The 25,515-nt window shown below is 43.7% G+C and carries 28 protein-coding genes and 1 tRNA gene; 27 read left to right on the top strand and 2 right to left on the bottom strand.

Going from position 1 to position 25,515, the window contains the following annotated elements; genetic code table 11:
• The first annotated feature begins 11 nt into the window (after nucleotides 1-11).
• The 10 genes from KH180_RS13105 to KH180_RS13060 all read left to right on the top strand — a co-directional run bounded on the left by KH180_RS13105 (nucleotide 12) and on the right by KH180_RS13060 (nucleotide 7,719).
• Nucleotides 12-359: a type II toxin-antitoxin system PemK/MazF family toxin gene (locus KH180_RS13105; RefSeq protein WP_137328854.1), complete on the top strand. Its 348-nt coding sequence runs from the start codon at nucleotides 12-14 to the stop codon at nucleotides 357-359.
• Between the two features lie 69 nt (nucleotides 360-428).
• Nucleotides 429-1,373 (top strand): hemolysin family protein, encoded by a 945-nt coding sequence (locus KH180_RS13100; RefSeq protein ID WP_290761048.1) that lies wholly within the window; start codon nucleotides 429-431, stop codon nucleotides 1,371-1,373.
• A gap of 8 nt (nucleotides 1,374-1,381) precedes the next feature.
• On the top strand, nucleotides 1,382-2,110 hold the full coding sequence (locus KH180_RS13095) for a YebC/PmpR family DNA-binding transcriptional regulator (RefSeq protein WP_290761046.1): 729 nt from the start codon (nucleotides 1,382-1,384) through the stop codon (nucleotides 2,108-2,110).
• 310 nt (nucleotides 2,111-2,420) lie between these two features.
• On the top strand, nucleotides 2,421-3,125 hold the full coding sequence (locus KH180_RS13090; protein WP_290761044.1) for a zinc metallopeptidase: 705 nt from the start codon (nucleotides 2,421-2,423) through the stop codon (nucleotides 3,123-3,125).
• A 273-nt stretch (nucleotides 3,126-3,398) separates the two neighbouring features.
• Nucleotides 3,399-3,881: a YbaK/EbsC family protein gene (locus KH180_RS13085; protein WP_290761042.1), complete on the top strand. Its 483-nt coding sequence runs from the start codon at nucleotides 3,399-3,401 to the stop codon at nucleotides 3,879-3,881.
• Nucleotides 3,878-4,339, top strand: a complete 462-nt coding sequence (gene rlmH, locus KH180_RS13080; RefSeq protein WP_290761040.1) for a 23S rRNA (pseudouridine(1915)-N(3))-methyltransferase RlmH — start codon at nucleotides 3,878-3,880, stop codon at nucleotides 4,337-4,339. Before KH180_RS13085 ends, rlmH begins: the two co-directional genes overlap by 4 nt.
• Nucleotides 4,336-5,016, top strand: coding sequence for a response regulator transcription factor (locus KH180_RS13075; RefSeq protein WP_290761038.1), 681 nt, complete (start codon nucleotides 4,336-4,338; stop codon nucleotides 5,014-5,016). Before rlmH ends, KH180_RS13075 begins: the two co-directional genes overlap by 4 nt.
• Nucleotides 5,017-5,119: 103 nt before the next feature.
• Nucleotides 5,120-6,040, top strand: coding sequence for an ABC transporter ATP-binding protein (locus KH180_RS13070; protein ID WP_290761036.1), 921 nt, complete (start codon nucleotides 5,120-5,122; stop codon nucleotides 6,038-6,040).
• Nucleotides 6,033-6,824, top strand: coding sequence for a hypothetical protein (locus KH180_RS13065; protein ID WP_290761034.1), 792 nt, complete (start codon nucleotides 6,033-6,035; stop codon nucleotides 6,822-6,824). The genes KH180_RS13070 and KH180_RS13065 overlap by 8 nt, the downstream gene beginning before the upstream one ends.
• Nucleotides 6,825-6,837: 13 nt before the next feature.
• Nucleotides 6,838-7,719, top strand: coding sequence for a sensor histidine kinase (locus tag KH180_RS13060; protein WP_290761032.1), 882 nt, complete (start codon nucleotides 6,838-6,840; stop codon nucleotides 7,717-7,719).
• Between the two features lie 12 nt (nucleotides 7,720-7,731).
• Here the strand turns inward: KH180_RS13060 and KH180_RS13055 are convergent, their stop codons facing one another.
• Together KH180_RS13055 and KH180_RS13050 are read right to left on the bottom strand one after the other, a co-directional pair.
• Nucleotides 7,732-8,094, bottom strand: coding sequence for a hypothetical protein (locus KH180_RS13055; RefSeq protein WP_290761030.1), 363 nt, complete (start codon nucleotides 8,092-8,094; stop codon nucleotides 7,732-7,734).
• A 15-nt stretch (nucleotides 8,095-8,109) separates the two neighbouring features.
• Nucleotides 8,110-8,523: an acyl-CoA thioesterase gene (locus KH180_RS13050; RefSeq protein WP_290761029.1), complete on the bottom strand. Its 414-nt coding sequence runs from the start codon at nucleotides 8,521-8,523 to the stop codon at nucleotides 8,110-8,112.
• 154 nt (nucleotides 8,524-8,677) lie between these two features.
• Between KH180_RS13050 and KH180_RS13045 the strand changes: the two genes are divergently transcribed.
• From KH180_RS13045 to KH180_RS12965, 17 genes are all read left to right on the top strand, one after another.
• A complete protein-coding gene (locus tag KH180_RS13045; RefSeq protein WP_290761027.1) occupies nucleotides 8,678-12,283 on the top strand; it encodes a type II secretion system protein in 3,606 nt (1,201 codons plus the stop codon).
• Nucleotides 12,284-12,297: 14 nt separating this feature from the next.
• Entirely contained in the window at nucleotides 12,298-12,849 is a 552-nt protein-coding gene (locus KH180_RS13040; RefSeq protein ID WP_290761026.1) for a hypothetical protein, read from the top strand.
• Nucleotides 12,850-12,853: 4 nt separating this feature from the next.
• Entirely contained in the window at nucleotides 12,854-13,225 is a 372-nt protein-coding gene (locus KH180_RS13035; RefSeq protein ID WP_290761025.1) for a type II secretion system protein, read from the top strand.
• Nucleotides 13,222-13,833, top strand: a complete 612-nt coding sequence (locus KH180_RS13030; RefSeq protein ID WP_290761023.1) for a type II secretion system protein — start codon at nucleotides 13,222-13,224, stop codon at nucleotides 13,831-13,833. Before KH180_RS13035 ends, KH180_RS13030 begins: the two co-directional genes overlap by 4 nt.
• 115 nt (nucleotides 13,834-13,948) lie before the next feature.
• The gene (locus KH180_RS13025; protein WP_290761021.1) at nucleotides 13,949-14,431 is read left to right on the top strand and encodes a prepilin-type N-terminal cleavage/methylation domain-containing protein; all 483 of its coding nucleotides are present in this window, start codon (nucleotides 13,949-13,951) and stop codon (nucleotides 14,429-14,431) included.
• Between the two features lie 42 nt (nucleotides 14,432-14,473).
• Entirely contained in the window at nucleotides 14,474-14,917 is a 444-nt protein-coding gene (locus KH180_RS13020) for a hypothetical protein (protein ID WP_290761019.1), read from the top strand.
• Nucleotides 14,918-14,991: 74 nt separating this feature from the next.
• Complete coding sequence (locus tag KH180_RS13015) at nucleotides 14,992-15,765, top strand: prepilin peptidase (RefSeq protein ID WP_290761018.1); 774 nt, start codon at nucleotides 14,992-14,994, stop codon at nucleotides 15,763-15,765.
• A 27-nt stretch (nucleotides 15,766-15,792) separates the two neighbouring features.
• Nucleotides 15,793-16,998: a type II secretion system F family protein gene (locus KH180_RS13010; RefSeq protein ID WP_290761017.1), complete on the top strand. Its 1,206-nt coding sequence runs from the start codon at nucleotides 15,793-15,795 to the stop codon at nucleotides 16,996-16,998.
• Nucleotides 16,999-17,013: 15 nt separating this feature from the next.
• The gene (locus KH180_RS13005) at nucleotides 17,014-18,462 is read left to right on the top strand and encodes a hypothetical protein (protein WP_290761015.1); all 1,449 of its coding nucleotides are present in this window, start codon (nucleotides 17,014-17,016) and stop codon (nucleotides 18,460-18,462) included.
• Nucleotides 18,463-18,473: 11 nt separating this feature from the next.
• Nucleotides 18,474-19,142 (top strand): type II secretion system protein GspM, encoded by a 669-nt coding sequence (gspM, locus tag KH180_RS13000; RefSeq protein WP_290761014.1) that lies wholly within the window; start codon nucleotides 18,474-18,476, stop codon nucleotides 19,140-19,142.
• 22 nt (nucleotides 19,143-19,164) lie between these two features.
• A complete protein-coding gene (locus KH180_RS12995; protein WP_290761013.1) occupies nucleotides 19,165-20,841 on the top strand; it encodes a GspE/PulE family protein in 1,677 nt (558 codons plus the stop codon).
• A 9-nt stretch (nucleotides 20,842-20,850) separates the two neighbouring features.
• Nucleotides 20,851-21,897, top strand: a complete 1,047-nt coding sequence (locus KH180_RS12990; RefSeq protein WP_290761012.1) for a type IV pilus twitching motility protein PilT — start codon at nucleotides 20,851-20,853, stop codon at nucleotides 21,895-21,897.
• Nucleotides 21,898-22,180: 283 nt separating this feature from the next.
• Nucleotides 22,181-22,253: transfer RNA gene (locus KH180_RS12985), tRNA-Arg, on the top strand.
• A gap of 96 nt (nucleotides 22,254-22,349) precedes the next feature.
• A complete protein-coding gene (locus KH180_RS12980) occupies nucleotides 22,350-22,706 on the top strand; it encodes a winged helix-turn-helix transcriptional regulator (protein ID WP_290761011.1) in 357 nt (118 codons plus the stop codon).
• Between the two features lie 72 nt (nucleotides 22,707-22,778).
• Nucleotides 22,779-23,198, top strand: a complete 420-nt coding sequence (locus KH180_RS12975) for a pyridoxamine 5'-phosphate oxidase family protein (protein WP_290761009.1) — start codon at nucleotides 22,779-22,781, stop codon at nucleotides 23,196-23,198.
• 466 nt (nucleotides 23,199-23,664) lie between these two features.
• Nucleotides 23,665-24,489 carry a metallophosphoesterase gene (locus tag KH180_RS12970; protein WP_290761007.1) on the top strand — a complete coding sequence of 275 codons (825 nt, stop codon included), beginning with the start codon at nucleotides 23,665-23,667 and terminating at the stop codon, nucleotides 24,487-24,489.
• Nucleotides 24,490-24,546: 57 nt separating this feature from the next.
• Nucleotides 24,547-25,419 (top strand): prepilin-type N-terminal cleavage/methylation domain-containing protein, encoded by an 873-nt coding sequence (locus KH180_RS12965; RefSeq protein ID WP_290761005.1) that lies wholly within the window; start codon nucleotides 24,547-24,549, stop codon nucleotides 25,417-25,419.
• The last annotated feature ends 96 nt before the right edge of the window (nucleotides 25,420-25,515 follow it).

Raw genomic sequence — 25,515 nt, 5'->3', positions numbered from 1 at the left:
TGAATAGGCTTATGGTAATTAAGCGAGGAGATATTTTTTATGCAGATTTAAGGCCAGTGGTCGGTTCAGAGCAGGGAGGCGTCCGTCCGGTGATTATTTTACAGAACGATGCGGGCAACCGCTACAGCCCGACAGTTATCTGTGCCGCAATCACCAGCAAGATGAACAAGGCAAAGCTTCCCACCCATGTGCCGGTGGACTGCAGGAAGTGCCAGCTGGAAAAGGATTCGGTCATACTGCTGGAGCAGATCAGGACAATTGATAAAAGCCGGCTGAGAGAAAAGGTCTGTCATCTGAACAGTTCTATATTAGAGAAAGTTGACAAGGCATTAAGGATCAGTTTAAGTCTTGATACATAGATGGACAGATTGACCTTTTCTTCGTAAAATGGTATATTTTATTACGACTGATGAATAAAGGAGATGTATATGGAAGATTTAAGTGCCATGATGATTCTGATACCGATGCTCATGCTGGTATTGGGCGCCGTCATCGGCTACATAATTGGAACAAAACGAAAAAATAAGCCCAAGGGGAAGCTGAACGAACAGGCAGAGCGTGAAGCTGATGACGACAGTGACAATGAGTATGAAGAAGAGATCATGAACATCGTCAATGAAGGGCATGAGCAGGGAGCCATCCTGGAAGATGAAGCCAAGATGATTACCAATATTTTTGAGTTCGGGGACAAGGATGTTACCGATGTTATGACTTCCCGAAAGAAGATTGCAGGAATCGGCTGTACCATGTCTCTGGAAGAAGTACTGCATTTTATGCTGGATGAACCATATTCCAGATTTCCGCTTTATGAGGAGGATATTGATCACATCATAGGAGTTTTGTATCTCAAGGATGTGATGGATGCTTATATGAACCATAAGGATCTGGAGCTTTCTGAGATAGCCAGAGAGCCGTTTTATGTCCACCAGACAATGAATCTTTCTGCGCTGTTTCAGGAGATGCAGACAAAGAAGATTCATATGGCGATTGTGGTGGACGAATACAGCCAGACAGAAGGTATTGTCTCCATGGAAGATATGCTGGAAGTCATCGTAGGCAATATTTTAGATGAGTATGATGTGGAAGACCGCGAGATCACCAAGCTTGGATGGGCTGATATTTTTCTGATGCGGGGAAGTACAAGGTTGGAAAAGATCGAAGATGTGCTCGGCATTGAGTTTGACACTGAAGAAGTTGAGACGCTGAGCGGATTTTTGGTAGATCAGCTGGGCCATCTTCCGGATCAGGGAGAAGAGGTGGAGATCATCTATCAGGGGTGGTCTTTTAAGTCCGTGGATATCCACGACAATGTCATCAAACAGGTGAAAGTGGAGAAAAAACGTACAAAAAAAGAAGAAAAAGATAAGGAGTAATTTCAGTTATGTCAGGACATAGTAAGTTTGCGAATATCAAACACAAAAAAGAAAAAAATGATGCAAAAAAAGGTAAGATCTTCACAAAGCTTGGCAGGGAGATCGCAGTGGCAGTCAAAGAGGGCGGAGCGGATCCGGAGAACAACAGCCGGCTCCGTGACATTGTGGCAAAGGCGAAGGCCAACAATATGCCCAATGACACTATTGACCGGAGCATCAAAAAGGCAGCAGGGGACGCAAACGCTGTCAACTACGAATCCATTACATACGAAGGATACGGCCCGAGCGGAGTTGCCATTATCGTGGAAGCACTGACAGACAACAAAAACAGGACAGCATCCAATGTAAGAAGTGCCTTTACAAAAGGAAGCGGAAGCATCGGAACACCGGGGTGTGTTTCCTATATGTTTGAAAAGAAGGGTCAGATTCTGATTGCAAAAGAAGACTGTGAGATGGATGAGGATGATCTGATGATGACGGCACTGGATGCAGGAGCGGAAGATTTTGCGTCAGAGGAAGACAGTTACGAGATCGTTACGGATCCGGATGACTTTTCCAAAGTCAGAGAGGCTTTGGAGTCAGAGTCTATTGAGATGGCAAGTGCGGAAGTTACGATGATTCCGAATACTATGGTGGATCTCACTTCCGAAGATGATATTAAGAATCTCCAGAAAACCCTGGATCTGCTGGAAGAAGACGATGATGTCCAGGATGTCTGGCATAATTGGGACGAATAATTCAGAGAGCCTGAAAAATCAAACCTTTCATTATGATAAAATTGCATAATGGAAGGTTTGTTGGTTTAAGAGACGAGCCGGTATATTCTCTCAAACTTTAACTGACACTGAATGAATCAGACTGGCTCGTGGGATACTATGAATCAATATTATATTAAGAACAAATCTGCAGAGTCCGCTATCCCTTTGTGAACTTCCTGTGATTTTTTCTAAAATAAATATAAAATCTATTGATTTTATACCTGCTTAAAGATATAATGCTTTCTACTGTAAAGAATAGATAGAGTTTTTGAAGAGGAAGGGATGACTTATGTTTCCTATGTATGGATTTTTTTACAATCCAACTAATTTTTTGATTTTAATTGGAGTTGTTATTACACTGATTGCATCTGCCAAGATGAACTCAGCATTTAAACGGTATTCAAAAGTGCGCAGCCACACAGGCCTCACTGGAGCACAGGCTGCCACAAGGATCTTAAACGATTCAGGGATCTATGATGTGGTAGTAGAACGTGTGTCAGGTAACCTGACTGATCACTATGATCCCAGAAGCAAGGTGCTGAGGCTTTCTGATGCCACTTATAATGCTACCTCTGTTGCAGCCATCGGAGTTGCAGCCCATGAGTGCGGCCATGCTATGCAGGATAAAGAGGCATATGCACCGCTTAAGATCAGGGGAAGCCTGGTGCCGGCTGCTAATATCGGCTCTAATCTGTCCTGGGTTTTTATTATCCTTGGAATTTTTCTGGGAGCTAACCAGACATTGCTCAACATCGGCATACTGCTGTTCTCACTGGCTGTGATTTTCCAGCTGGTAACACTGCCGGTAGAGTTTAACGCATCCAGCCGTGCCCTGAAAGCACTGAAAGGATCAGCCATGATGTATGATGACGAGCTGGAAGATACGAGAAAGGTTTTATCTGCGGCAGCTTTGACTTATGTGGCATCTGCGGCATCTGCGATATTGAGTTTGCTGCGTCTTGTGATTTTATACGGCGGAGGCAGGGACGATTAATAATTTTTTAAAATGGGACGGGATCTGAAACAAGTATTTGTTTCAGATCCTTGTTTTTATTGTATAGGAAATTCCTTCAGAATCCCCTATGCAATAAAAAGCACTCCGTGCAGGATGCGCACAAATGCGCAAGGAATCATGCCGCCAAAGCGACCCGCCGCAGGAGGAGAATCCCGTTTTCTCTCAGGAAGAACCTTGTCATTTAGAGTCAGAAAGTTTAAAATAGGGAAGAAATATTTGTTTGCAGAAAAAAGATGAGAAAGGATGACAGGCATGTCTGTGGCAGAGGTCAAAAACTATTTAGAATCATATGGTATGGCAGAAAGAGCAAAAGAGCTGGAAGTCTCCAGCGCTACGGTGGAGCTTGCGGCAAAAGCATTGGGCGTAGAGGAAGCAAGAATTGCAAAGACTTTGTCTTTTTATGGAAAGGATCATGGATGTATCCTTGTGGTTACTGCAGGAGATGCAAAGATTGATAATAAGAAGTTTAAAGGTGTTTTTGGGCTGAAAGCCAAAATGCTTCAGGGGGATGATGTGAAATTACTGACCGGACATGAAAGAGGCGGCGTCTGCCCTTTTGCAAATCCGGAAGGAACGAGGGTATTTCTGGATGAATCCCTTCTGAGATTTCAGACGGTTTTTCCGGCCTGCGGCAGCGCAAATTCGGCAATTGAGCTTCAGCCAGAAGAGCTGTTTTTATGTTCACAGGCTGAGGCGTGGGTTGACGTTACAAAAACCATGGGAGAGCAAGGATGAAAGTAAAAATAATCTGCGTCGGAAAGATAAAAGAACCATACTTAAGGGAGCTGATCGAGCGCTGTGTGAAGGAGCTTAAGCGCAGCTGTCAATTTGAACTGGTCGAGCTGAAAGATGAAAAAACGCCGGATGGTGCAAGTGTAAAAGAAGAGGAACGGATCAGGAAGATCGAAGGGGAAAGAATTCTGAGCAGAATTCCGGAAGGAAGTGTGGTAATTCCGCTTTGTATTGACGGAAAACAGATGAAGACAAAGGAACTTCAGCAAAAGTGGGCTGAATGGAACAGCCGGAAGGATACAGAAACTGTATTTATCATCGGAGGATCTCTGGGACTTTCCAGAGAAGTTCAGAAACGGGGAAATCTGAACCTGAGTTTCAGCAAAATGACGTTTCCGCATCAGCTGATGCGTCTGATCCTTTTGGAACAGCTGGTACAGGCGGCAGGAGAAAAATCATGAAATCAATATTTATCATAGAAGATAACGACGATGTTCGCCGGATGCTTTCAGAATGTCTCTTAGAGAGCGGTTATAAAACAGAGACGGCAGCCACAGGCACAGAAGGGCTTAAAAAGCTGAAAGAACGCAGTTACGACCTGGTGCTGCTGGATTTGATGCTTCCCTATAAAAGCGGCGACCAGGTGTTAAGAGAGCTTAGAGAATTTTCGGATGTTCCGGTGATTGTTATTTCAGCAAAAGATATGGTCGGCACGAAGATTGATTTATTAAAGCTTGGGGCCGATGATTATATTACAAAGCCATTTGATTTGGGAGAAGTGGAAGCCAGAGTCCTGTCAAATTTAAGAAGGTCTGCCTCCCGGAAGGACAGAGAACAGATTCTTAGGTATAAAGATCTGGTGCTTTCAAAAGATGCCAAAAGTGTTTTTTTGGGAGACAAGGATTTGGAATTTACAGCAAAAGAGTATGCAATTTTGGAACTTCTGATGGAACACCCAAAGAAGGTTTATACAAAGGCAAATCTTTATGAAACTGTCTGGGAAGATGAATACTTGGGGGACGATAATGCAGTAAAAACCCATATAAGCAATCTGAGAAGCAAATTAAAGAAGGAAAATCCCGAGGAACAGTATATTGAGACTGTCTGGGGGATCGGCTACCGGCTTCACAAAGACTGATTTGACGATTTCTTTACGTTTGGTTCGGACAGCTTAACCTTTTCTTGACCATTGACCGCTATACTGTGACTATAATCAGAAAAGGAAAGGACAGGTGGGAAGCATGGATTATGTATTAGAGACAGAAAATCTTACGAAAAGCTACAGCGGATTCCGTGCCCTTGACCAGGTTTCATTACGGCTGGAAGCCGGAAAGATTTATGGACTGATCGGGCAGAATGGAGCAGGCAAAACAACATTAATGAGGCTGGCGGCAGGGCTTGGTTTTCCGACACAGGGCAGTATTTCACTATTTGGACACCAGGGTGAAAAAAATTTACAGGAGGAACGGAAACGGATCGGATGCATGATAGAGTATCCTGCTATTATTGGAAATATGAGCGCCAAGGAAAATCTGAGAGTCCGCCGTGTCTTAAAAGGAATTCCGAATAAAGAAGCAGAGGATGAGCTGATTGAGATGGTGGGACTTACAAATGCCGGAAAGAAAAAAGCAAAGAATTTCTCTTTAGGTATGAAGCAGCGGCTTGGAATTGCAGGAGCATTGATCGGAAACCCGGAATTCCTTATATTGGATGAGCCGGTTAATGGATTAGACCCTCTGGGAGTCGTGGAAATTCGCAGGCTTTTGACGGAGCTTTGCAGGGAACACCACACTACAGTTCTGATTTCCAGCCATAATCTGCCGGAGCTTTATCAGATTGCCACAGATTATATTATCATTCATAAAGGGAGGGTTTTAAAAACACTCAGTCAGGAGCAGCTGGATGAAATCTGCAGGCGGCATATCAGAATCCTGTGCCCTGAAACGGCAAAATTGGCTGCTGTCCTGGAAGAAAACCTTGGAACATCAAACTACAAGGTTATGCCGGACGGATCTGTCAAGCTGTATGATCATCTGGACCAGCAGGAGCAGGTGGCAGAAACTCTGTATAAAAATGGATTGGCAGTGACGGGATTTTCTCTGGAAGGGGACAGTCTGGAAAATTATTTTATATCTGTGATAGGGGGCGGTCAGAATGATTAATATTGTAAGGTCCGATCTTCTGAAACTGAAAAAATCTGCTGCGCTGAAAGTGATGTTTTTAATTTCAGGGGCAGGAGCCGTTCTCATGGTGCTGTGTGCACACTGGTTTCAGAACGGCACCCTTGGAGCAGGCGCTGCAGCAAATGCCTCTTTTCTTGCAGACGCTCAAATGGTAGCGCTGCTGGGTACTGTGGCAGCCGGACTGTTCCTCTGCGGAGATTTTGAGAATAAAACAATTCACGATGCAGTTTCCGGAGGGAAAGGAAGAAATGAAATTATTTTAGGGAAAGCGGTTTCTTATTTTATAGTTCTTCTCATACTGATTCTTCCATATTTTTTAGTGGCAGCAGCAGCAATTTTCATAGACAGCCAGTATCAGCTGTATATTCCGTCTGTTTTCCTCACATTGATATGCCAGGAGTCAGGGGATGCAGTCACACTGCAAAGTGCATTAAAGATGATTGGAATTACGGCAGCCGTATGTGTGGTCTATGCCGGACAGCTGAGTATTTGCCTTCCGCTGTCCTTTATCTTCCGCAGGCCCGTGCCGGTCATAGGCATAGGATACCTTGTATCTTTAATCTGCGGAATGCTTCAGGCCGGAGGAAATCAGGCATTTCAGAAACTGATATCCCTGACACCGTTTCACAGTAAATATTTATTTCGGCTTTCCATGGATGCAGAACCGGAAATACTTTTAAAGAGTATCAGTGCAGGGGCCGTATTTGCCGCTTTGATGATATTGATTTCTGTTTTGATCTTCCGGAGAGCTGAAATTAAGTAAAAGGGGTACCCAAATGATTCTAATATTGTCAGCGGGAATTGTCATTTTGACCGGTTATCTGATATTGCTTAGAAAGCAGATCAATAAAATGAACCGTCAGCTGGACAAACGCAGAAAAGAAAATACAAGACAGCCCATAAGCCTGGAATTGATGGATTCCGGGCTTACATGCCTTGCGGCAAATATCAATCAATGTCTGAAAAGTGAGGAAAAGCTGAAGGAGCAGAGTATTCGGAAGGAACAAGAGCAGAAGGATATGATAGCAAATCTGTCCCATGATCTGCGCACCCCGCTGACGGCAATCAAAGGATATCAGCAGCTGCTCATGAAAACGCTGACACAGGAAGATCAAAAGGACAGGCTGAGAATTGCGCAGAAGCATGCAGATGAGCTGGGTAATCTTATTGAACAGTTTTTTGAATACTCCCTTTTGGCCAGTAAAGCATCCGAGCCGGACTGGGACCGGATAAATCTTGGGGCACTGATAGCTGAGTGTATTGCGGAAATGATTCCGGTACTGGAAGAAAAAGAACTGCGTATAAGGATGGAAGAACAGGAAATTGTCTATGTGAGAGCGGACAGGAAAATGCTTATTCGTATGATACAGAATTTAATCAGAAACTGCCTTGCCTATGCAGAATCTGATGTGACAGTGAAAGTAGAAAAAACAGAAAAAGGTATATTCTCTTTTGGCAATAAATCTGGGGAGAAAGCAGACACTGACCGGCTGTTTGAACGATTTTACAGAGAAGACCGTGCAAGAGGCCAGTCAGGAGGACTTGGGCTTTCTATTGTGAAATTATTATCCGAACAAATGGGAGGGACAGCCAAAGCCAGCTGGACTGACGGATGGCTTGTAATCCGCGTGGAACTTCCGCTTTACTGTCCGGAATGATTCATATTTTGATCAGTTCATTGGCCGGCGTTTTATAATATAATGTTTCCATAATTTATAGAATTGAAAGCCGCGGACGGCAAATCCTGACAGAAACAACAAAACTGCAATGGCCAATGCATTCTGAAACTTAAGGGCTGACAGAGCAAAGCAGGCTCCTGTTGATGAAATGAAAGCTGCGGCTGTATAGATAAAAACAGCGTATATCTTTATCTGCCTTTTGGACAGGCCTGATAAGAATTCACTCCATTTGCCGGGGCTTAAGCATATGGATTTATCTTTTAATAAAAACAGTGCAAAGACAAATATGAATGCGGTGAATTTCGTTAAGACAGATTTTAATCCTATGACAAGAGCCAGCCAAACAAGTTTCAACTTTATAATCTCCCTTTATTGATCTAAATTTTTCTCAAACATCCGGTAGATTTCCGGGTGTTCTTTTTTTACATTGAACGGCACCAGATTTTTGTTTACCATTCCGTGAGACGTTGTGCCGTCCGCAATCACGGTATGGGGATTTTCCCTGACCACTTCATAGGAGAATTCCAGGCGAACCGGTGTCAGCCTTGTAAGTTTGATATTGACGAAAAGCTCATCTTCGTAAAAAGCAGCCTGTCTGTATTTGACACTCAGACCGGTGAGAGGCATTATAATACCGGCTTTCTCCACATCTGTATAGCTGATGCCGCAGGCCTTTATAAAATCAGTCCTGGCAACCTCAAACCAGACCGGATAGTTACTGTGGTGGGCAATTCCCATCTGATCAGTCTCTGCGTATCTCACTGTGATTTTTGTTGTATACATAAAAACATCCCTTCTTTCTCTGACGATTTTATCAGTATATAATAAAACAGCCGGATATGTCCAATCCTTCTTTCCGGGAACCGTTGAATTTCATAGATTTATATTGTATCATTAAGAGAACAGATTGAGATTAAAGAAAGCAGGGAGAGCTTTTATGAAAAACAGGCTGAAAGACAACAGAGGATACACATTGATAGAGCTGATGGCCGTGCTGGTCATTTTTGCTATTCTTCTGGCCATTGCCGGAGGAGGCATCGCCGCCTATCAGAAGCACTCTGCATTCAAAAAGAATAATGAATATGCACAGACTATTTTTACAGCGCTGCAGTCTTCCATGGCCCACGCAAAAGCCGGAGGAAGCCTGGATGAACTGTCAAAAGAACTGACAGGATCAGAATATAAAGAAAACCGTCTGAACGGGAAGATGATTGACGATGGGGCACCGGTTCCGGATGATGCCAAGGGCATGTATTATTTCTTCTTCCAGAAAGACGAAAAAAGATCAGAATATAAAGGGGCAAAAAAGACCGTCTATGATATGATTGCTCCGTATATTTACGACGCCGATGTGCTGAATGCCTCATTTTGTGTTGAGTTTGACCCTGCTGAGGGGACTGCGCTGGGAGTCTGCTACTCTGATAAAGCAAAAAGCTTTTACTATGGGAATACCCAGCCTAAAGGCGGAGAAGGAAGTGCAGATATCAGCGGAAGAGCTAAAGCGGACCGTTCAAAAGCTGTGATCGGATATTATGGGGTAGATTCTATATCTTCAACTCCGGAGCCAATGGAGGGTTCTGTGTTCAAAGATCTGAAGCTGGTTAATAAAGAGACACTTTCTGTCCAGTGGGATCTTGAAGATGCATATCAGGCATCTGCATTGAGTCTGGCATATGATATGAAGCTTTATGATGCATCAAGTAATCAGCTTATGTGTTCTTTTAAGATCAATGACCTGGATAAGCCGGACACGATTTTACATGAGGAGGGCAAAGAAAAAGAGCTGACCTTGAGCTGTGATGTTACATTTTATGACAAAGATGAAAAAGTGACAGAAACGAAAAATGATATGAAATTCATGGGATATGTGTCCAAAGAAGGGAAAATGATTTTGGTCCTGGATGCAGTAGACCTGGAAGCCGCATCCCAAGTGTCAGAAAAGGTACCTGACTATGACGGTACCTACAGTATACGCAGGCTTGGTTTTTCAGGTGTTCCTGTGTATGCCAGAATGCAGGCATCAGGAACCGGATACCGGCCGAGCCAATGGGAACAGACTAATACAGAGCACTCTTATTTTGCAAAAGAAGAGACAAAAAAAGACGGCACAAAGATTTTTGATCTGAACAATGCCAGACATTTATATAATCTCAGGTTTGAAGAGAAAGATGCGCCGGATGATACGATTTTATACCGGCAGTCTGATGATATAATATGGAGCGGTGACAAGGGCCTGGCAGCAGGCGGATTTCTCTTTGACAAGACGAAACAGGTGCCGGAGTCCGGAGACGATGTTTCGTTTCCTTCCATTGAAAAGCTTAATAAAACCCATACGCTTCAGGGAATGGGTGAAAATGACAAGTCCTACACTGTCCGGTCATTCAGCTTCGGCAAAAAGGATCAAAAAACACCGGCCGGGCTGTTTGAGGTAAATGAAGGGACCGTAAGAGGCATGGTGCTGGAACAGATTTCATCCGAAGGAACAGATTACGTAGGAACCATCTGCGGTATTAATTACGGAACACTAAAAAATATTTCTGTGGATAAGAAAAGCACTGTTTCCGGAAAAGAATTTGTCGGAGGCATTGCCGGCAGTGATATTACCGGAAAGCCTTTGGATACAGGGGAAGAAAAACTGATCTTGGTCGGAAGCATGCGGACATATGAATCCCTTAAAAACAGTGCCAGAGTAACCGGGGAAAAGTTTGTGGGAGGCATTGTGGGCTATCTGAACGGAACTTACATTGAAGATCCGCAAAAACCAGAAGCAGTTCGGAACCTTGCGCTTACTGAGTGCGAAAATTATGGATATGTGACGGGAAGCAGGCAGTGTATCGGAGGTATTGTCGGATACAGCAGGCTGACGTCCATTGAAAAGTGTCTGAGTGCACCTGTTCTTACTGAAAAGGAAGAAACAGAGCTGAAGGAAACCGCAAAAAATGATCAGCTGAAAGGTGATTTCGTCGGAGGTATTGCAGGCATCAATGATGATGGGACGATTACAAAATGTACCACCGGAAAAGAAAAGGAAAAGACCTTTGTAACCGGAAGGAGATACGTAGGAGGAATTTCCGGATTCCATATGAAGATAGGTGATTCCGGAGTGATAGATTCAAAGCTTGTCATGGACGGAGATGGATCTTCAAACTATGCGAATGTTATCGGAAGCCAGTATGTAGGCGGTATCACAGGTGTCAACGGAAGCGTTCAGGGAAGTGTGTCAGATATATTGAATAAAGACATTGACCTCAACAATTTCATAGTAAAAAAGGAAGAATACACATCCAAGGCAGTCCTTAAGAACTGGACGAATAGGGGACTGGTCACTGCGACCCAGCTTTTCGGCGGAGGGATTACCGGGCTGAACACCGGAATGATCCAGAATTGTACTTCCCAGATGCAGACAGAGGAGACTTCCAAAGAAGAGATCCACAAGCTGCTGCTTGAATATGGGTCACAGGGAGTGCAGATTGGAGGAATCGCAGGCTACAATAACGGAATGATCAAGAATGATCAGAGTACACCGGCTACGGTATATGTGTGCGGCGATACTTACGTCGGAGGAATTACCGGATACAATGAAAAAAACGGGAAGATTAGAAACTTCTATGAGATAAAAGGATATGTCTATGGAAAAGACAGTGTAGGCGGAGTTGCCGGAGTACAGAAGGGAGAAGAGGATCTGAAAGGATTCCAAAACCTGGCTGATATTACAGCGGAGACTGGAGATGCAGGCGGTATCTGCGGAACAATGGCATCCAATACCATGGTCCTTGACAGCGGCAGCAGCGGAAATATCAGTTCTGTTTACGGAAATGCAGGAGGCATCTCCGGCAGCGGAGAGGACATGATCATCGAGGGATGTATTGTAAGGGGAGGCACCATAAGTTCTGAAAAGAATACAGCAGGAGGAGTCATGGGAATGCTCTCAAAGGGAGGAATCATCAGAACTTCATCTGTGATGCCGGGAGTTTTGGTTCAGAGCCCGAAACAAACAGCCGGAGGTATTCTCGGATTGTCAGAAAAGTCGGCATCCGGTGAGAAAACAGAGATCTTTGGATGCTCAGCAGCAGCTCTGCTGGAAGCTGAAAAGGCCGGGGGGATTGCCGGAGGGGCAGACCTTACGGCAGGCACCATGGAGATCAGACAGTCCAGAAATTATGGATTTCCGGTTGAAAAGACGAAAATGTCCGGTATAATCGGCGTCAAACAGGGACCTGCAAAAAATCTAAAGCTTCAGCAGTGTTTTGGGGTGTCCTATCTGGAGTATCCTCTGGCATCCGAAGCGTTTAGTGAGGCAGATATCTTAAAATGCTATTACTTTACTGCAGCTGATCCGGATGAAGAACGCGGCATTGGTGTTCCTTTGACCGTAGAAAAACAGGGAACAGCGTATTTCAGGGCAGTCGGAACTGATGGAGGAAAAAATGTTACCATCAGCAATTTTACAGTAAATCCGGTGAAGCTTACGGTGACAAACTTAAGAAACTTTTATCAAAGCATTGACGGTACGATCACAGGGTATTATAACGGCAGAAACTAAGAGGGTGGATAATTATGGAGAAACTCAAAAAAAGAAATGAAGGAAGTGCTTTGATCTTTGTTATGTGCATCCTCTGTGTATTTATGGCTGTGGCGCTGATCATGATTCTTGTGTCCTATCAGGTCCTGACCAATGCACAGCAGTCGGCAGTAAAAGACCAGTGCAGGATTTCAGCCGTTTCTTTTAATAAGATATTGGAAAAGGAGATCACAAGCCCGGAAGGACAGGGGACATCTGACGATAACATCCGGTATTTTCTTTATGATCAGATTAAAAATGATAAGTGGGTCTACTACAACGAAAAGGAAGAAGGGCACGGTGAAAAGGAAGCCTTCCGCACTTTGGATATTGATATGATCCAGTCCGCAAAGGATACTCTGGGGGAGATTCAGGTTACCATGTACTGGGAGTCTGAAAAGGATGCGCCTGCTGATCAGACTGTGCTTGTAACAAAAGTGAGTTCCAGTTCCAGAAAACAGGAGTATCATATTACGACCAGATATTCGTTAAAAATAAGTACAGATGATCCGGAACAGTGGACCTGGGCTGTGAAATGGCAGGAGTGACCGTATGAGAAAAACATGGAGAAAAATCTTTAATCATATTTTAAGGCAGAGGAGCGGGATGACGCTGGTGGAAGTTCTTGTGGCGTTTTCTATTCTGCTCATGGGAATTGCGTTTCTCTATAAAAGTACAGTCATGTCTTTGAATCAGATCAGGAAGGCAAGAGTGGTACAGGAGCAGGCGGACCGGGCTGTCTCAGAATTCTATGAGAAAAAAGCTGCGGAGACTTCAGAGGAACAGAACATTGTGTTTTCAGTGAAAAAGCCGGAATCTGATACCGCTGAGGCTCAGTGGGGCATGAAGGTTAAAGTCGGAGAAGCCAAGAGCAGTGATGGGTATTTTATCTATTTCTTCGGGCAGGAAGGAAGTGAGAAATGAAACGTCAGCTGAAAAAAAGAAGGCTGTGCCGCAAGCTGGTGCAGGCTAAGGCAGGGATGACTCTTGTGGAGTTAATTGTTACGTTTCTTCTGCTCGGCATACTGATGACAGCAGCCATCGCAACACTGGCCCCTGCAATGAATGTCATGGGAAGGATCTCCAATATGAGCCGGGCACAGAGTGTGGCAGATATTCTGATGGAAAAGATCTGTGGCGAGGTGGGGAGTGCTGCCGGACAGGTACAGATGGACAGCGGCAATGAGAAGATTTCGTATGCTGATAAGAAAGGGCGCATGGTGATTATGTATGCAAAGGAAGAGACAGACGGGAAAAAATTAGTGCTGCATTACCAGGCATCCTCTATCTCTGAAGGCGGAGAGGCGGCAAAAAAGGGAGTTGACTGGACCTTTTCCAAAAAGATGTATATGAATCAGGAGATCAAGGAACTGAAGTTTGAGCGGGAAAAGGATACAAATCTTGTAAAGATTATCCTGACAGTGCGCAATGTAAAGACCGGTCAGACCTATAAGCGGACAAAAATTGTGGAGTGCTATAAGCTGGATGAATCAGGTTTTATCACGGATAAAGACTTTCCGGATGAGTTGTAAACGAGGGAGAAAATAACAGGTTTTTAAAACTCGATATTATTTGACAAGTATGTGGATTCAGCATATAATTTGAGTATACATTATTGAATATTTTAAAGGATAGGAAGGACAAATTATGAGGAAAAAATTAAGTGATTTCAGACAAAAATTAAGGAAGGACAAAAAAGGTTTTACACTGGTAGAATTGATCGTTGTATTGGTTATTCTGGCGATCTTGATTGCACTGCTGATCCCAACACTGACCGGGTATATTGACAATGCCAATAAGAAAAAGGTACAGTCAGAAGGACGTCAAGTATTAATGGCGGCTCAGACACTTGCAGAAGATGATTATGTTTTTGATGGGACAAAGACGATGTGTGGTGTTACAGCTGGCGTCCCACTTAATACAAAGCCTGCTGGGGCTGGTGATCCAAAGGATCCGGACATTGCCACATTAGCCGAAGTGACTGGAAAGTATAAGGGTGATGAATCACATGTAAAAGTTGATGCAGCAGGCAAGGTTACAGAAGTTGTTTATACAGACAAAGACGGTAAATTTGAAGCTACATATACAAATACCGGAAATAACGGAAGTTGGACAGTTAAAAAGAAATAGTATTTTGAAACTTATAATCCTCAAGGAAGAGGGATATCATTTATGAACACAAAAAAGAAGTTTAGGAATAAAAATTTTATTGAAATTGTAGAATGGATTCTTCTTTTAGTGTTATTGTCAATTTTTTTTCTTGGAATTATACCGTATGTAAAACAATCCATGCAGCGCCAGAAAGCCAGAGAGATCTTAAGAAATGCCAAGGACGTCCGGGTTTCAGCGCAGATCTGTTTTTACGATACATATGTTAAGGGAGAAAAAGTGCCCGTGGCAGGAAAGCGGCAGGTACTTCCTAAAGATATCGAGACAGATATTTTAAAAACTGCCAGGAGCCATGGGAGGATTGACACCATTGCCTATGACAGGCAGGATGTGAAGGTGACGGATCTTATCTATATTGAGGCTGGCTACATGGTAAGCTACAGTGAAGTGAAGGGAAAACCAGTCTGGAAAGTGTATCGGCTGAGCCAGATGATTGGGGATTCATAAGAACTTAAGGAAAAGGGTGTCCCAAAAGTATATTTACTTCTGGGGTACTCTTTTCTTTCGCAAAAGGGGGAAACATGGGACTTGTATATTTTATCTTCTTCTGGATCGGGGCATCTGTTTTTTCCTTTGTAAATGTTTTGATTTACCGGGTGCCCAGAAAGATATCTTTTGTGGGCGGCAGGAGCTTTTGCCCGTCCTGCGGCACGAAATTAAAATTTTATGATATGATACCAGTATTCAGTTATCTCTTTCTAAAGGGGAAATGCAGAAAATGCAGGGCAAAGATATCGCCCCGCTATCCCGCCGTGGAACTTTTAGGAGGAATCACAGCCGTTTGGTGTGCATTTCTCATACCTCTGGAGGCGGGAGCGGGAATATATCTTCTAAAGGTATGTTTCCTTCTGCTGACAGGAGCTTTGTTGGCGGCGGTTGCATTTGTAGATGTGGATACAATGGAGATTCCGAATGGTTTTGTGCTTGCGTTAGCCTGCCTTGGGATCGTGTCTCTTTTTTTGTTTCCGGAAGTTTCGCTGGTTATGAGGATGATCGGCTTTTTTGCTGTCAGTGTTCCTATGCTGCTGCTGACGGTGCTGATTCCCGGGGCGTTCGGAGGCGGAGATATTAAGCTGATGGCGGCTGCAGGGTTTTTGCTGGGAGTAAAACTTATAGCGGCAGCATTTTTCTTTGCCGTCCTCACAGGAGGAATTTACGGAATTTATCTGCTGGCCGGAAAGAAAAAAGGAGGCAAAGATCATTTTGCGTTCGGACCATTTTTATGTATAGGTATTTGGGCAGCTGTATGCTGGGGAAATGAAGTAATCAGCTGGTATTTGAACCTTTTGCCGTGAGATGATACTTGAGGAGGGAAATCATTTATGCCGAAGTATAAATATAAAGCGAAAGACAGTAATGGAAAATTGTTAAAGGGCGTTGTAGAAGCAGCCGATGAGCTGGCTTTATATCAGGCTTTGAGGGCGAACGGAGAATATTTGGTTTCCAGCAAGGATCTGGAGGAAGCAAAACTAAACTCCAGACGGAAGATGAAGACCTCTGTGCTGGCGGATTTCTGCAGACAGCTGGGGACCCTCCTGAAAGCAGGTGTGTCACTGGTCCGTTCTCTGAATATCATTGCCAATGAGATCGGGATTAAAAATACTGAGAAAGAGGCCTATGAAACACTTTTAAATTCTATCCGACAGGGAATCCCTCTCTCGGAGGCTATGGAAGAACAGGGAAGAACATTTCCGGTGCTTTTGGTCAGCATGATGCGTTCTGCGGAAGCAAACGGAAATCTGGACCAGACATCCCTGCGCATGGCGGAACACTATGACAAAGAGAACAGGCTGAACGGAAAAGTCCGGAATGCCATGATCTATCCGGCAATCTTATCTGTACTGCTTGTAGGAGTGATTATTTTTGTCCTTTCCTATCTTGTGCCACAGTTTCAGGATATATTTGATACTATGGAATCCCTGCCGCTGCCCACGGTCATTCTACTGGGGATGAGCAGCGGGATCCGGAAATACTGGCCTTTTATTTTATTGATTCTCGCCGCTGTTATTTTTGCCGTCCGCCTTCTGCTCCGAATTCCGAAGGTACACTGGAAGAAAGACCAGCTGAAGCTGAGGCTTCCGGTGATCGGCAAGCTTTTGAGGAAAATTTATACTGCCAGGTTTGCAAGAACGCTGTGTTCTTTATATTCCAGCGGTATTCCGATTATCCAGGCCATGCAGATCGGGAGTTCTACCGTGGGAAACCGGTATATAGAAGACCAGTTTGACCAGGCGGTGGATTCCATACGGAGAGGGGAATCATTATCTGTTTCTCTGATGGGGATTGATGGATTTCAAAGAAAACTTTCCTCTGCGATTCTGGTGGGAGAAGAAACCGGAAGCCTGGATGAGATGCTGGATTCTATTGCAGAAAGTCTGGAATTTGAAGCGGAGAGAGCATTGGAGAGGCTTGTGACACTATTGGAGCCGGTTTTGATCATCCTGATGGCACTGATTATCGGATTTGTGGTAGTAGCGGTCATACTGCCGATTTATCAATCTTACTCTACGATTGACCAGGGATATTAAAGGGGGATCTTTTTTATGAAGACATCAGTATATTTATCAAATCACAGAGTACAGGTTGCTGTGGGAGAGGCAAAAAAGAAAGTTAAGATACAAAACCTTGTACAATTTGACCTTAGGGAAGGAAGCCTGATCAACGGAGTGATTACTTCAGAGGAAGGACTCACAGCCCAGCTTTCAAAAGCCTGGGAGAGCCACGGTATTTCTAAAAAAATCAACCTCGTCATTGACAGCACGCAGATTGCTGCAAAGATCATGACGATTCCGAAGATGAACAAGAAGAAAACTTTGGAAGTGGTAAAAAAAGAACTTTCAAGCCTGGAAAACCCGGAGAATTATGTTTATGATTACCGTGTCTGCGGCACGGATAAAAAGAGCGGAATGACAACGGTTTTAGGTGCAGCGGTTCAGGAATCCATGTTGAGAAGCTATCTGGATGTGTTCGCAGCCATGGGTGTGGAAGTGGAAACTGTAGACATCGCCCTGAATACACAGCTGAAAGCCTTTGAGCGTATACAGGATTTGAATCGTGAGACCTTCATTTTTTCAAAACTGGACGGTGAGATTCTAATCAGTACTTTGTTTGTGCAGGGAGCTTACAAGTATCTGAACCGTACAAGGATCTTTGCAGATCACGGGACGGAAGGGATTGCCGCTGAGGTGGGGAATACGATCAGTTCGATGATCCAGTTTCTTGCCACGGAGCAAAAAGGAGAGAAAATAAAAAGTATATACCTGGGAGGGTTTCCGGAAGAAGATCAGCGGATTCTTAAGACCCCTCTGCAGGAATTGGGCCTTGAAATCGGGAAGCCGTTTTCGCTGGCGGGCTACGATATACCGGATGTCAAAGAATTTTACAATTATATTTTTGCTGTCGGCGCTTTTATTTCAGAGAAAAGCCAGGATATTGATTTTGCCAAGAAGATGAGGGCCAGGGAGGAGAACAAAAAATCCTCCAAAGTATATCCCGGGGTCTTTGCAGCTGCCGGGGTGCTTGTACTGTGCCTTGCCGTATCCGGTGTGATTTTTGCCATGAATGTAATCAGCAAATCAAAGATCAGTGAAATGGATACTTATATTGAGGATTCGGGTCATCAGGCAGACTATACCAACGCAAAAAACCTGGATTTGGAATTGGCCGGAAAGCAGGCTGGAAAAGAGCAGTTTGCCTTGGTAAAGCAGGTATTGGAATCTTATCCGCAGGCAAACTCAAGAGTGGAAAAGATGGTCAAAAACAGTGCAGGGACAACAGTATCCATCACAGTTGACCGGTATGATTCATCTACCGGAAGGTATGAATTTGTAGCTATGGCTCCAAAAGTTACAAGTATTTATGACTTCATCAACCGCCTGAAAAAATCTGAACTCTTCGCAGATCTGAAATACTCAGGCTACAATTATACAGAAGAAACAAAACAATATGATATTCATATCAGCACTTATCTAAGTGAGAATGCAGGAAAGTAGGTGGATCATCCATGGAAATAACAACTCGGGATAAAAAAATATTATGTGTGCTTTCTATTATACTGATGATTGTGGTCTTTGGAAATTTTGTGATCCGTCCGCTGCTCACACAGAGAAGCGAGCTGTCCGAAGAATTTAAAGAAAAAAAGCAGACAAAAGAGACAATGGAGAAGGCGATTGCATCCATCCCGCAGAAGGAAGCCCGGCTGAAAGCGTCCAGGGCCGATTTCAAAAAGGAAACAAAAGACATTTATCCAATGATGGAGTCTCATAAAGTAGAGCGTATGATAACAAAGCTGATTCTTAATTCCGGACTTTCTTCCAGGGATTTTGAGATTTCAGCAAAGCCGTCCGTCAGTGTCATGACACCTTATATTGAATCTTCCCTGGCAAAAACAATGGGTTTGGAAAGCAGTGAAGGCAGCACAGACAGTACAGCCGAAGACGGAAGTAAGAGTACGGTTACGCAGAATGTTCTTTATTCTTATCCGGTTTCCGTAAATATCCTTGGCACGAAGGCTAATGCAAAGAAATTGATTGATAAGATTTATGCAGATTATCCGTCCATTCGTGTCGTAAGTTATGGAATGAGTTCAGAGACAGCGCTGACAACATCGAACAAGGTCATAGATGCATCGACTTTGTCTTTGGTGCTGGAAGTCTATATGTGCAGAAAATAATACTTAGAAAGCGGGGGAGACTATGAAGAATATTCCAATTGGAGAAGTTTTGCTGCAGTATGGATATATAACGGAAGAACAGATTGATCAGGCGCTGGATTATCAGAAGGAACATCCGGGCAAACGGCTGGGTACGATTTTGATGGAACTCCGGTTTATTACAGAACAGCAGATGCTGGAGGCTTTGGGACAGAGGCTGTCCCTGTCTCATATCAACCTGGGCAGTTATCCGGTGAACAGTGAGGCTGTGGAAAAGATTCCAAGACAGCTGGCCTTTAAATATAATATATTGGCTGTGGATATCAAAGACAATCAATTACATATTGCAGTCAATGATCCGCTGAATTTCTACGCAATGGAAGATATCCGGCAGCTCACAGGTATGCAGCTGAAGGTGTTTCTCTCAGAACTTACTCCTCTGAAAAAGTCGCTGGAGTATTTCTATGCGGAGGTGTCTGCAAGGCAGGCTGCAAGACAGGCCAATGAGACAACCCAGGAGGCGGAAGATATCTCTTTCCTGGATGATATGGATGAAGAGGCTGACAGCGACGCCCCAATCATCAAACTTTTAAATACCCTGGTCCTGCGGGCTTACAATACGAATGCCAGCGATATTCATATTGAACCGTTTGAAAAAGAGACGGTGGTGAGAATGAGGATCGACGGAAATATCGTGGATTATGTTACATTAAAGCGTTCTCTGCATGCATCCCTGACGGCGAGAATTAAGATCATGGGTGGCATGGATATTGCGGAGAAGCGGATTCCCCAGGACGGACATTTTAAAATGCGTCTGGAGGAAGATAATATCAATATGCGTGTGTCTGTCATTCCTACAGTGTATGGGGAAAAGTCGGTACTGCGGCTTTTGAGCAACAGGACACCGATCGATCATAAGGATCATTTCGGCATGAATGATGAGAACTATGAGAAATTTCAATCGCTGTTAAAGTCCCCTAACGGGATTTTATATATTACCGGGCCTACAGGAAGCGGTAAATCTACTACCCTCTATATGGTGCTGGAACATTTGTCTAAGAGAAATGCCAATATTTCTACCATTGAAGATCCGGTGGAAAAAAATATTGCCAGGGTAAATCAGATGCAGGTGAATAATACTTCGGGACTGACTTTTGAGACAGGTCTGAGAGCTTTGCTCAGACAGGATCCGGATATTATCATGGTCGGAGAGACAAGGGATTCCGAGACTGCTTCGATTTCTGTCAGGGCAGCGATTACCGGACATTTTGTTCTTTCTTCCCTGCATACAAATAATGCAGTATCTTCAGTTGTGCGTTTGATTGATATGGGCGTGGAGCCGTATCTGGTTGCCAACTCCCTGATTGGGCTTGTGGCACAGAGACTGGTGCGAAAAGTATGTCCGGAGTGTGCAAAAAAAGTAAAAGCATCAGAGACAGACTGCCGGATTCTTGGCAGGGATATTGATTTTGTCTATGAAGCTGTGGGATGTTCTAAATGCAACCATACCGGATACCAGGGAAGGATCGCAGTTCATGAGATTGCGGTGATTGACCAGGCCATTCGGAAAATGATCTCAGAAGGCAGGCAGGTGGACGAAATCCAGGCCTACGTGACAGAGGAACAGGGCATGAAAACGCTGAAGGAAAGTGCGGCAGACCTTGTGGCAGACGGGATTACCACAATGGAAGAATTTTGGAAGATTGCTTATTATGTATAGGAGGCTCTTATGACGATAGAAGAAATGATTGGGATGGCCAGACAAAGAGATGTATCGGATATCCATTTGTCCGAGGGCATGCCGGTAGCATTCCGAAGCTGCGGCCGTCTTGTGGACAGCGGAATTCAGCTTTCTGACAATGAGATCAGGCAGATGATTTTAGATTTTCTGCCAAAAGTACAGAGAGAGCTGTTTGATCAGGGCCAGGATGCAGATTTTGCACTTCAGACTTCAGATAAGAACCGTCAGAGGATCAATGTCTTCCGCCAGCAGGGAAAAATAGCAGCTACGATTCGTCTTCTCAATAACCATATCCCGACGCTCAGTGAGCTGAAGCTTCCGAAATGTTTAAAAGATCTGGCAGACCAGCCCAGAGGCCTGATTTTAGTTACGGGGCCTACGGGAAGCGGAAAGTCCACCACTCTGGCCGCTATGATTGATTACATCAATAAAAACCGCGCTGAGCATATTATAACGGTGGAAGACCCTATTGAATATGTCTACGAGAGAGAAAAATCAATCATTCACCAGCGGGAGACCGGCATTGATGTAAAGGATTTTGCCTCTGCCCTCAGGTCTTCTCTGAGAGAGGATCCGGATGTGATTCTGGTAGGGGAGATGAGGGATTATGAGACAATCTCTGCAGCTTTGACTGCCGCAGAGACAGGGCACCTGGTGATGTCAACACTGCATACCACAGGGGCGGCACAGACCATTGACCGTATTATAGATGCCTGTCCCGGCGAGAGCCAGAACCAGATCCGCACACAGCTTGCCGGCGTGCTTGCCGGAGTCATAACTCAGTGTCTGATTCCGACACTCAGCGGTATGGAACGGATTGCCGCAACAGAAGTTCTCATGGGTACAGATGCGGCATTAAATTTGATTCGGGAAAACAAATGCCATCAGCTGAATACCATTATGCAGTCAGGAATGGCACATGGAATGCATACACTGAACCGTGACCTGTCAAGACTGGTGGCGGAAGGAACCATATCTAAGGAATCTGCAAAAAAATATACGAATGATATTCATGATTTGGAGCAGTATTTATGACATGTTCCACATGATTTCCGTTCGGCTCTTAGAATGCCTCACTCCAATCATGTGGAACATGGACGTAATGTCTGCTGGATAAGGATGACATTTTCTGTTTTATGGTTGTCTTTTTCCAGCGGACATAACACTGTATGAGCAGATATCTCATAGGATTGGAGGAACTTTTTGCAGGAAGTGAATTGCTTATAATAGAATAAGTAAAAAGAAAAAATGAAAGTTTTGATTGCAAATTAATTGAAATTGTTGTAATATATAACACGGACATTTAATACAGTCTTTTGCATCAGTAACTCAGTGGATAGAGTGACAGCCTCCGAAGTTGTTGGTCGCAGGTTCGACTCCTGCCTGGTGCATTTTTAAAACCGCGAATATTCGCGGTTTTTTTGTTCTATAGGAAATTTAAATTTATGCAGGATACTTACGATATGCCCTGAAAGGAGGCAGCTTAGATGAAATTACGCAGTGACTATACATGTCCGCTGGAACTGACACACGATATTATAAGAGGAAAGTGGAAACCAATCATCTTATGGCAGCTTAGTAAGGAAAGCTCTTCTCTTTCTGCCTTGAAGAAATCTATTCAGGGAATAAGCCAAAAAATGCTGGTACAGCATCTGAATGAACTAATCGAATGCGGAATCGTAGAAAAAACAATGAAAGAAGGATACCCTTTAAAATCGAATTATTTTCTTACAGAGAGAGGGAAAAAAGTTTTTGAAGCTGTAACAATTATGCAGGATGTTGGAATTGAAATAATGAAAGAAGATCACAGAGAAGATTTTTTGAGGGATAAAGGACTGATATAGTTACGAAAAAGTGACTAATTTACTGTGTACCTGGTTTCACTTATAATTTTATTTAAACAAGGAGGTACAAATATGAAAGATACCATAAAAACAGTCGGTAACCTAATTGACAAACAAGGTGTGTCATTTATCAGTTCTGTGGATGAAAATGGCTTTCCGAATACAAAAGCTATGCTTCCGCCGCGAAAACGGGAAGGGATTAAAGTATTTTACTTTACAACCAATACATCATCCATGAGAGTAAGGCAGTATAAGGACAATCCTAAAGCGTGTATTTATTTCTGTGACCGGAGATTTTTCAGAGGTGTTATGCTGACAGGCACAATGGAGGTACTGGAAGATCAAATGCATAAGGAAATGATATGGCAGAAAGGCGATACCATGTATTATCCGGAAGGTGTAACTGACCCTGATTACTGTGTTCTGCGTTTTACCGCCGAACAGGGGAGATTCTACAGCAATTTCAGTTCTGAAAATTTTGAAATATCATAAGTTTAGCTTTACTGTCTCCAGTCAACTCTGAAAAGGCATCCTTTCGATAATGAAAAAATTTACGCTTCTGAAACAGCAGGCCGCAGACATTATTGTAAATCCTATACCTGCAGGATGATTTGAGTAAGCGGCTGCTAATCATGTCTTGCCATACTTTTATCTATCGTGTATACTTAACAAATAACATGAATGAAAATTAGCAGATTTGTCTAAGAATATGAAAGAGCGCATAGCAGTATGCGCTTTTTCATCACATAGGAAGGTCTCTGAACCTCCCTATGTGATAAAAAGCACTCCGTGCAGGATGCACACAAAGTGAACAAGCCCTTCAAAGAATGAAGGATTGGGGAAAATGAGGTGGCATGCCCACTTTGTTTTTCTATAGGAAATTTTTGCAGGATGACATTTTGGCCAGTTCTGTGGCTTGCTGTCTCAGAAGCAGTGTCTTCCGGAGAGGAGAATTTCGTTGAAGATTATAAAACGAATTGTTTTGTTTATACTGCTGATTCTGATTGTATCAGGTCTTTTGGCAGCATATGCAGTGAAAATAGAACCGTACCGTCTGGTAGTCCGTGACTATCAGCTGAAAAAAGGCAATACATCCACTGAGTTAAAAGTGGTTCACATATCAGATATCCAGGTCAGCAGATCCTATACAGAAAACCGGCTGGATAAGCTGGTCGAAAAGATTAACAGCCAAGAACCGGATTTTGTGCTCTTTACTGGTGATCTTTATGATAACTACGCAGACTATCATCCTGAAAATAAAGTGGAGAAAGCTTTTTCTGAGATGAAAGCTAAATATGGGAAGTTTGCCGTCTGGGGAAACCGGGATTACGGCGGCGGGGCTATGAGGGCTTACTCAAAGATTATGGAAAACGGAGGATTCCAGCTTCTTACGAATCAGACAAGGATTGTTTCACTTCCCGACGGAAAGACTGTCTGCATCGGGGGATTGGACGATGTCCTGTTTGGAAAACCGGATTATACGCTGATGGAAGCAGAGAATATCAAAAAGTGTGACTACAGGATTCTGATGCTGCATGAACCGGATGCAGCAGAGCGCCTTTCGGACAAATGTGCAGATCTGGTACTGGCAGGGCACAGTCATGGCGGCCAGGTGAAGCTTCCCTTTTTTAAGATGAAAACATCTCTTGCGAAGAAATATACAGACGGTTTTTATTCTGTGAATGGAATGAAACTGTTTGTCAATACAGGCATCGGGACATCCCATTATTCTGTCCGGTTTCTAGTTCCGCCGGAAATTGATGTATTTCATATTTCATTCTGACCCAAAATCAGGTATATTAGACTTATAGGATTTGGTCTCTGATAAGGAGGGAACAGAATGAAACAGACAGTTAAAAATAATAAAGGATTCACATTGGTGGAATTAGTTGTAGTGTTAGTGATCATTGGCATATTTGCTGCGATTGCGATTCCCTCTTTTACCGCTTACCTGCGCAGGCAGAAAGAAACGGATGCCAAGTCGGAATGCAAGCTTGTGGTGGCTTCTTCCCAGAGCGCCTATATGGAACTGTATGCCAAAAACAGACTGACCTCTGTTGGAGCGGATAAGAAACAGATTTTATCCATGGCCGGAGTAAGCGGCTCTTTTCAGGGAAGCATTTTTTTCGATGAGAACGACATGAAAATCCAGACTTTGACCTACAAAGCAGAAAACGGTCTCTGTGTGAAATACAATAAAGATGCGGATGTGAAATATGTCATTTCTGATGACAGTGCCCTGACACCTCTGGAAGAATACGTGGAAGAATATAAAAAGCTCATGGATCAGCTGTACAAAGAAGGCAAGGTGAATAACTGGGCCAGCAGGGAGTCGCTGATGAAGCATATGTATGACCATGGAAACGGATATATGCCCGTGGATTCCGCATTTCTTAAATCAAAATATTTTGACCAGCTGGAAGACCAGCTATACTGGCAGCCATACTATCTGTCATCAAAAGGTGTCTCAGGTACCTTCGGCACAATGCTGATTGCTACGAAGAGTGACGGATCAAATCCAAATGACATGCATGGACAGTGGAGAGCATATCTTATCTATTATGATGGGAAAATATATGAGACAAGCAAGACGTCGACAGATGCATCCGGCACTCATCCTGCATATATAGGGGTTGCTTCTCTGTCAACAATTAAAAGCCCGGATGATGTGCAAAGCTTTCTTGAAAGTCTTGGGTTCCGGGAACAGAAATAAAAAGACCGGCAGCATGTGAATGCCGCACCCCGTCTATTTTCCTGTGCGATGCAGAGGGAGACAGGGGTGCGGCTCTTATGTTTCCTTTGTATCAAA

This window comes from Anaerostipes sp. (assembly GCF_018381315.1).
Classification (GTDB): domain Bacteria; phylum Bacillota; class Clostridia; order Lachnospirales; family Lachnospiraceae; genus Anaerostipes.
This window is presented reverse-complemented; position numbering and strand designations above follow the sequence as displayed.

Coding starts and splice junctions, on each gene's coding strand:
- KH180_RS13105 (WP_137328854.1), top strand. CDS start 12: ATGGTAATTAAGCGAGGAGATATTTTTTATGCAGATTTAAGGCCAGTG.
- KH180_RS13100 (WP_290761048.1), top strand. CDS start 429: ATGGAAGATTTAAGTGCCATGATGATTCTGATACCGATGCTCATGCTG.
- KH180_RS13095 (WP_290761046.1), top strand. CDS start 1,382: ATGTCAGGACATAGTAAGTTTGCGAATATCAAACACAAAAAAGAAAAA.
- KH180_RS13090 (WP_290761044.1), top strand. CDS start 2,421: ATGTTTCCTATGTATGGATTTTTTTACAATCCAACTAATTTTTTGATT.
- KH180_RS13085 (WP_290761042.1), top strand. CDS start 3,399: ATGTCTGTGGCAGAGGTCAAAAACTATTTAGAATCATATGGTATGGCA.
- rlmH (WP_290761040.1), top strand. CDS start 3,878: ATGAAAGTAAAAATAATCTGCGTCGGAAAGATAAAAGAACCATACTTA.
- KH180_RS13075 (WP_290761038.1), top strand. CDS start 4,336: ATGAAATCAATATTTATCATAGAAGATAACGACGATGTTCGCCGGATG.
- KH180_RS13070 (WP_290761036.1), top strand. CDS start 5,120: ATGGATTATGTATTAGAGACAGAAAATCTTACGAAAAGCTACAGCGGA.
- KH180_RS13065 (WP_290761034.1), top strand. CDS start 6,033: ATGATTAATATTGTAAGGTCCGATCTTCTGAAACTGAAAAAATCTGCT.
- KH180_RS13060 (WP_290761032.1), top strand. CDS start 6,838: ATGATTCTAATATTGTCAGCGGGAATTGTCATTTTGACCGGTTATCTG.
- KH180_RS13050 (WP_290761029.1), bottom strand. CDS start 8,523: ATGTATACAACAAAAATCACAGTGAGATACGCAGAGACTGATCAGATG.
- KH180_RS13045 (WP_290761027.1), top strand. CDS start 8,678: ATGAAAAACAGGCTGAAAGACAACAGAGGATACACATTGATAGAGCTG.
- KH180_RS13040 (WP_290761026.1), top strand. CDS start 12,298: ATGGAGAAACTCAAAAAAAGAAATGAAGGAAGTGCTTTGATCTTTGTT.
- KH180_RS13035 (WP_290761025.1), top strand. CDS start 12,854: ATGAGAAAAACATGGAGAAAAATCTTTAATCATATTTTAAGGCAGAGG.
- KH180_RS13030 (WP_290761023.1), top strand. CDS start 13,222: ATGAAACGTCAGCTGAAAAAAAGAAGGCTGTGCCGCAAGCTGGTGCAG.
- KH180_RS13025 (WP_290761021.1), top strand. CDS start 13,949: ATGAGGAAAAAATTAAGTGATTTCAGACAAAAATTAAGGAAGGACAAA.
- KH180_RS13020 (WP_290761019.1), top strand. CDS start 14,474: ATGAACACAAAAAAGAAGTTTAGGAATAAAAATTTTATTGAAATTGTA.
- KH180_RS13015 (WP_290761018.1), top strand. CDS start 14,992: ATGGGACTTGTATATTTTATCTTCTTCTGGATCGGGGCATCTGTTTTT.
- KH180_RS13010 (WP_290761017.1), top strand. CDS start 15,793: ATGCCGAAGTATAAATATAAAGCGAAAGACAGTAATGGAAAATTGTTA.
- KH180_RS13005 (WP_290761015.1), top strand. CDS start 17,014: ATGAAGACATCAGTATATTTATCAAATCACAGAGTACAGGTTGCTGTG.
- gspM (WP_290761014.1), top strand. CDS start 18,474: ATGGAAATAACAACTCGGGATAAAAAAATATTATGTGTGCTTTCTATT.
- KH180_RS12995 (WP_290761013.1), top strand. CDS start 19,165: ATGAAGAATATTCCAATTGGAGAAGTTTTGCTGCAGTATGGATATATA.
- KH180_RS12990 (WP_290761012.1), top strand. CDS start 20,851: ATGACGATAGAAGAAATGATTGGGATGGCCAGACAAAGAGATGTATCG.
- KH180_RS12980 (WP_290761011.1), top strand. CDS start 22,350: ATGAAATTACGCAGTGACTATACATGTCCGCTGGAACTGACACACGAT.
- KH180_RS12975 (WP_290761009.1), top strand. CDS start 22,779: ATGAAAGATACCATAAAAACAGTCGGTAACCTAATTGACAAACAAGGT.
- KH180_RS12965 (WP_290761005.1), top strand. CDS start 24,547: ATGAAACAGACAGTTAAAAATAATAAAGGATTCACATTGGTGGAATTA.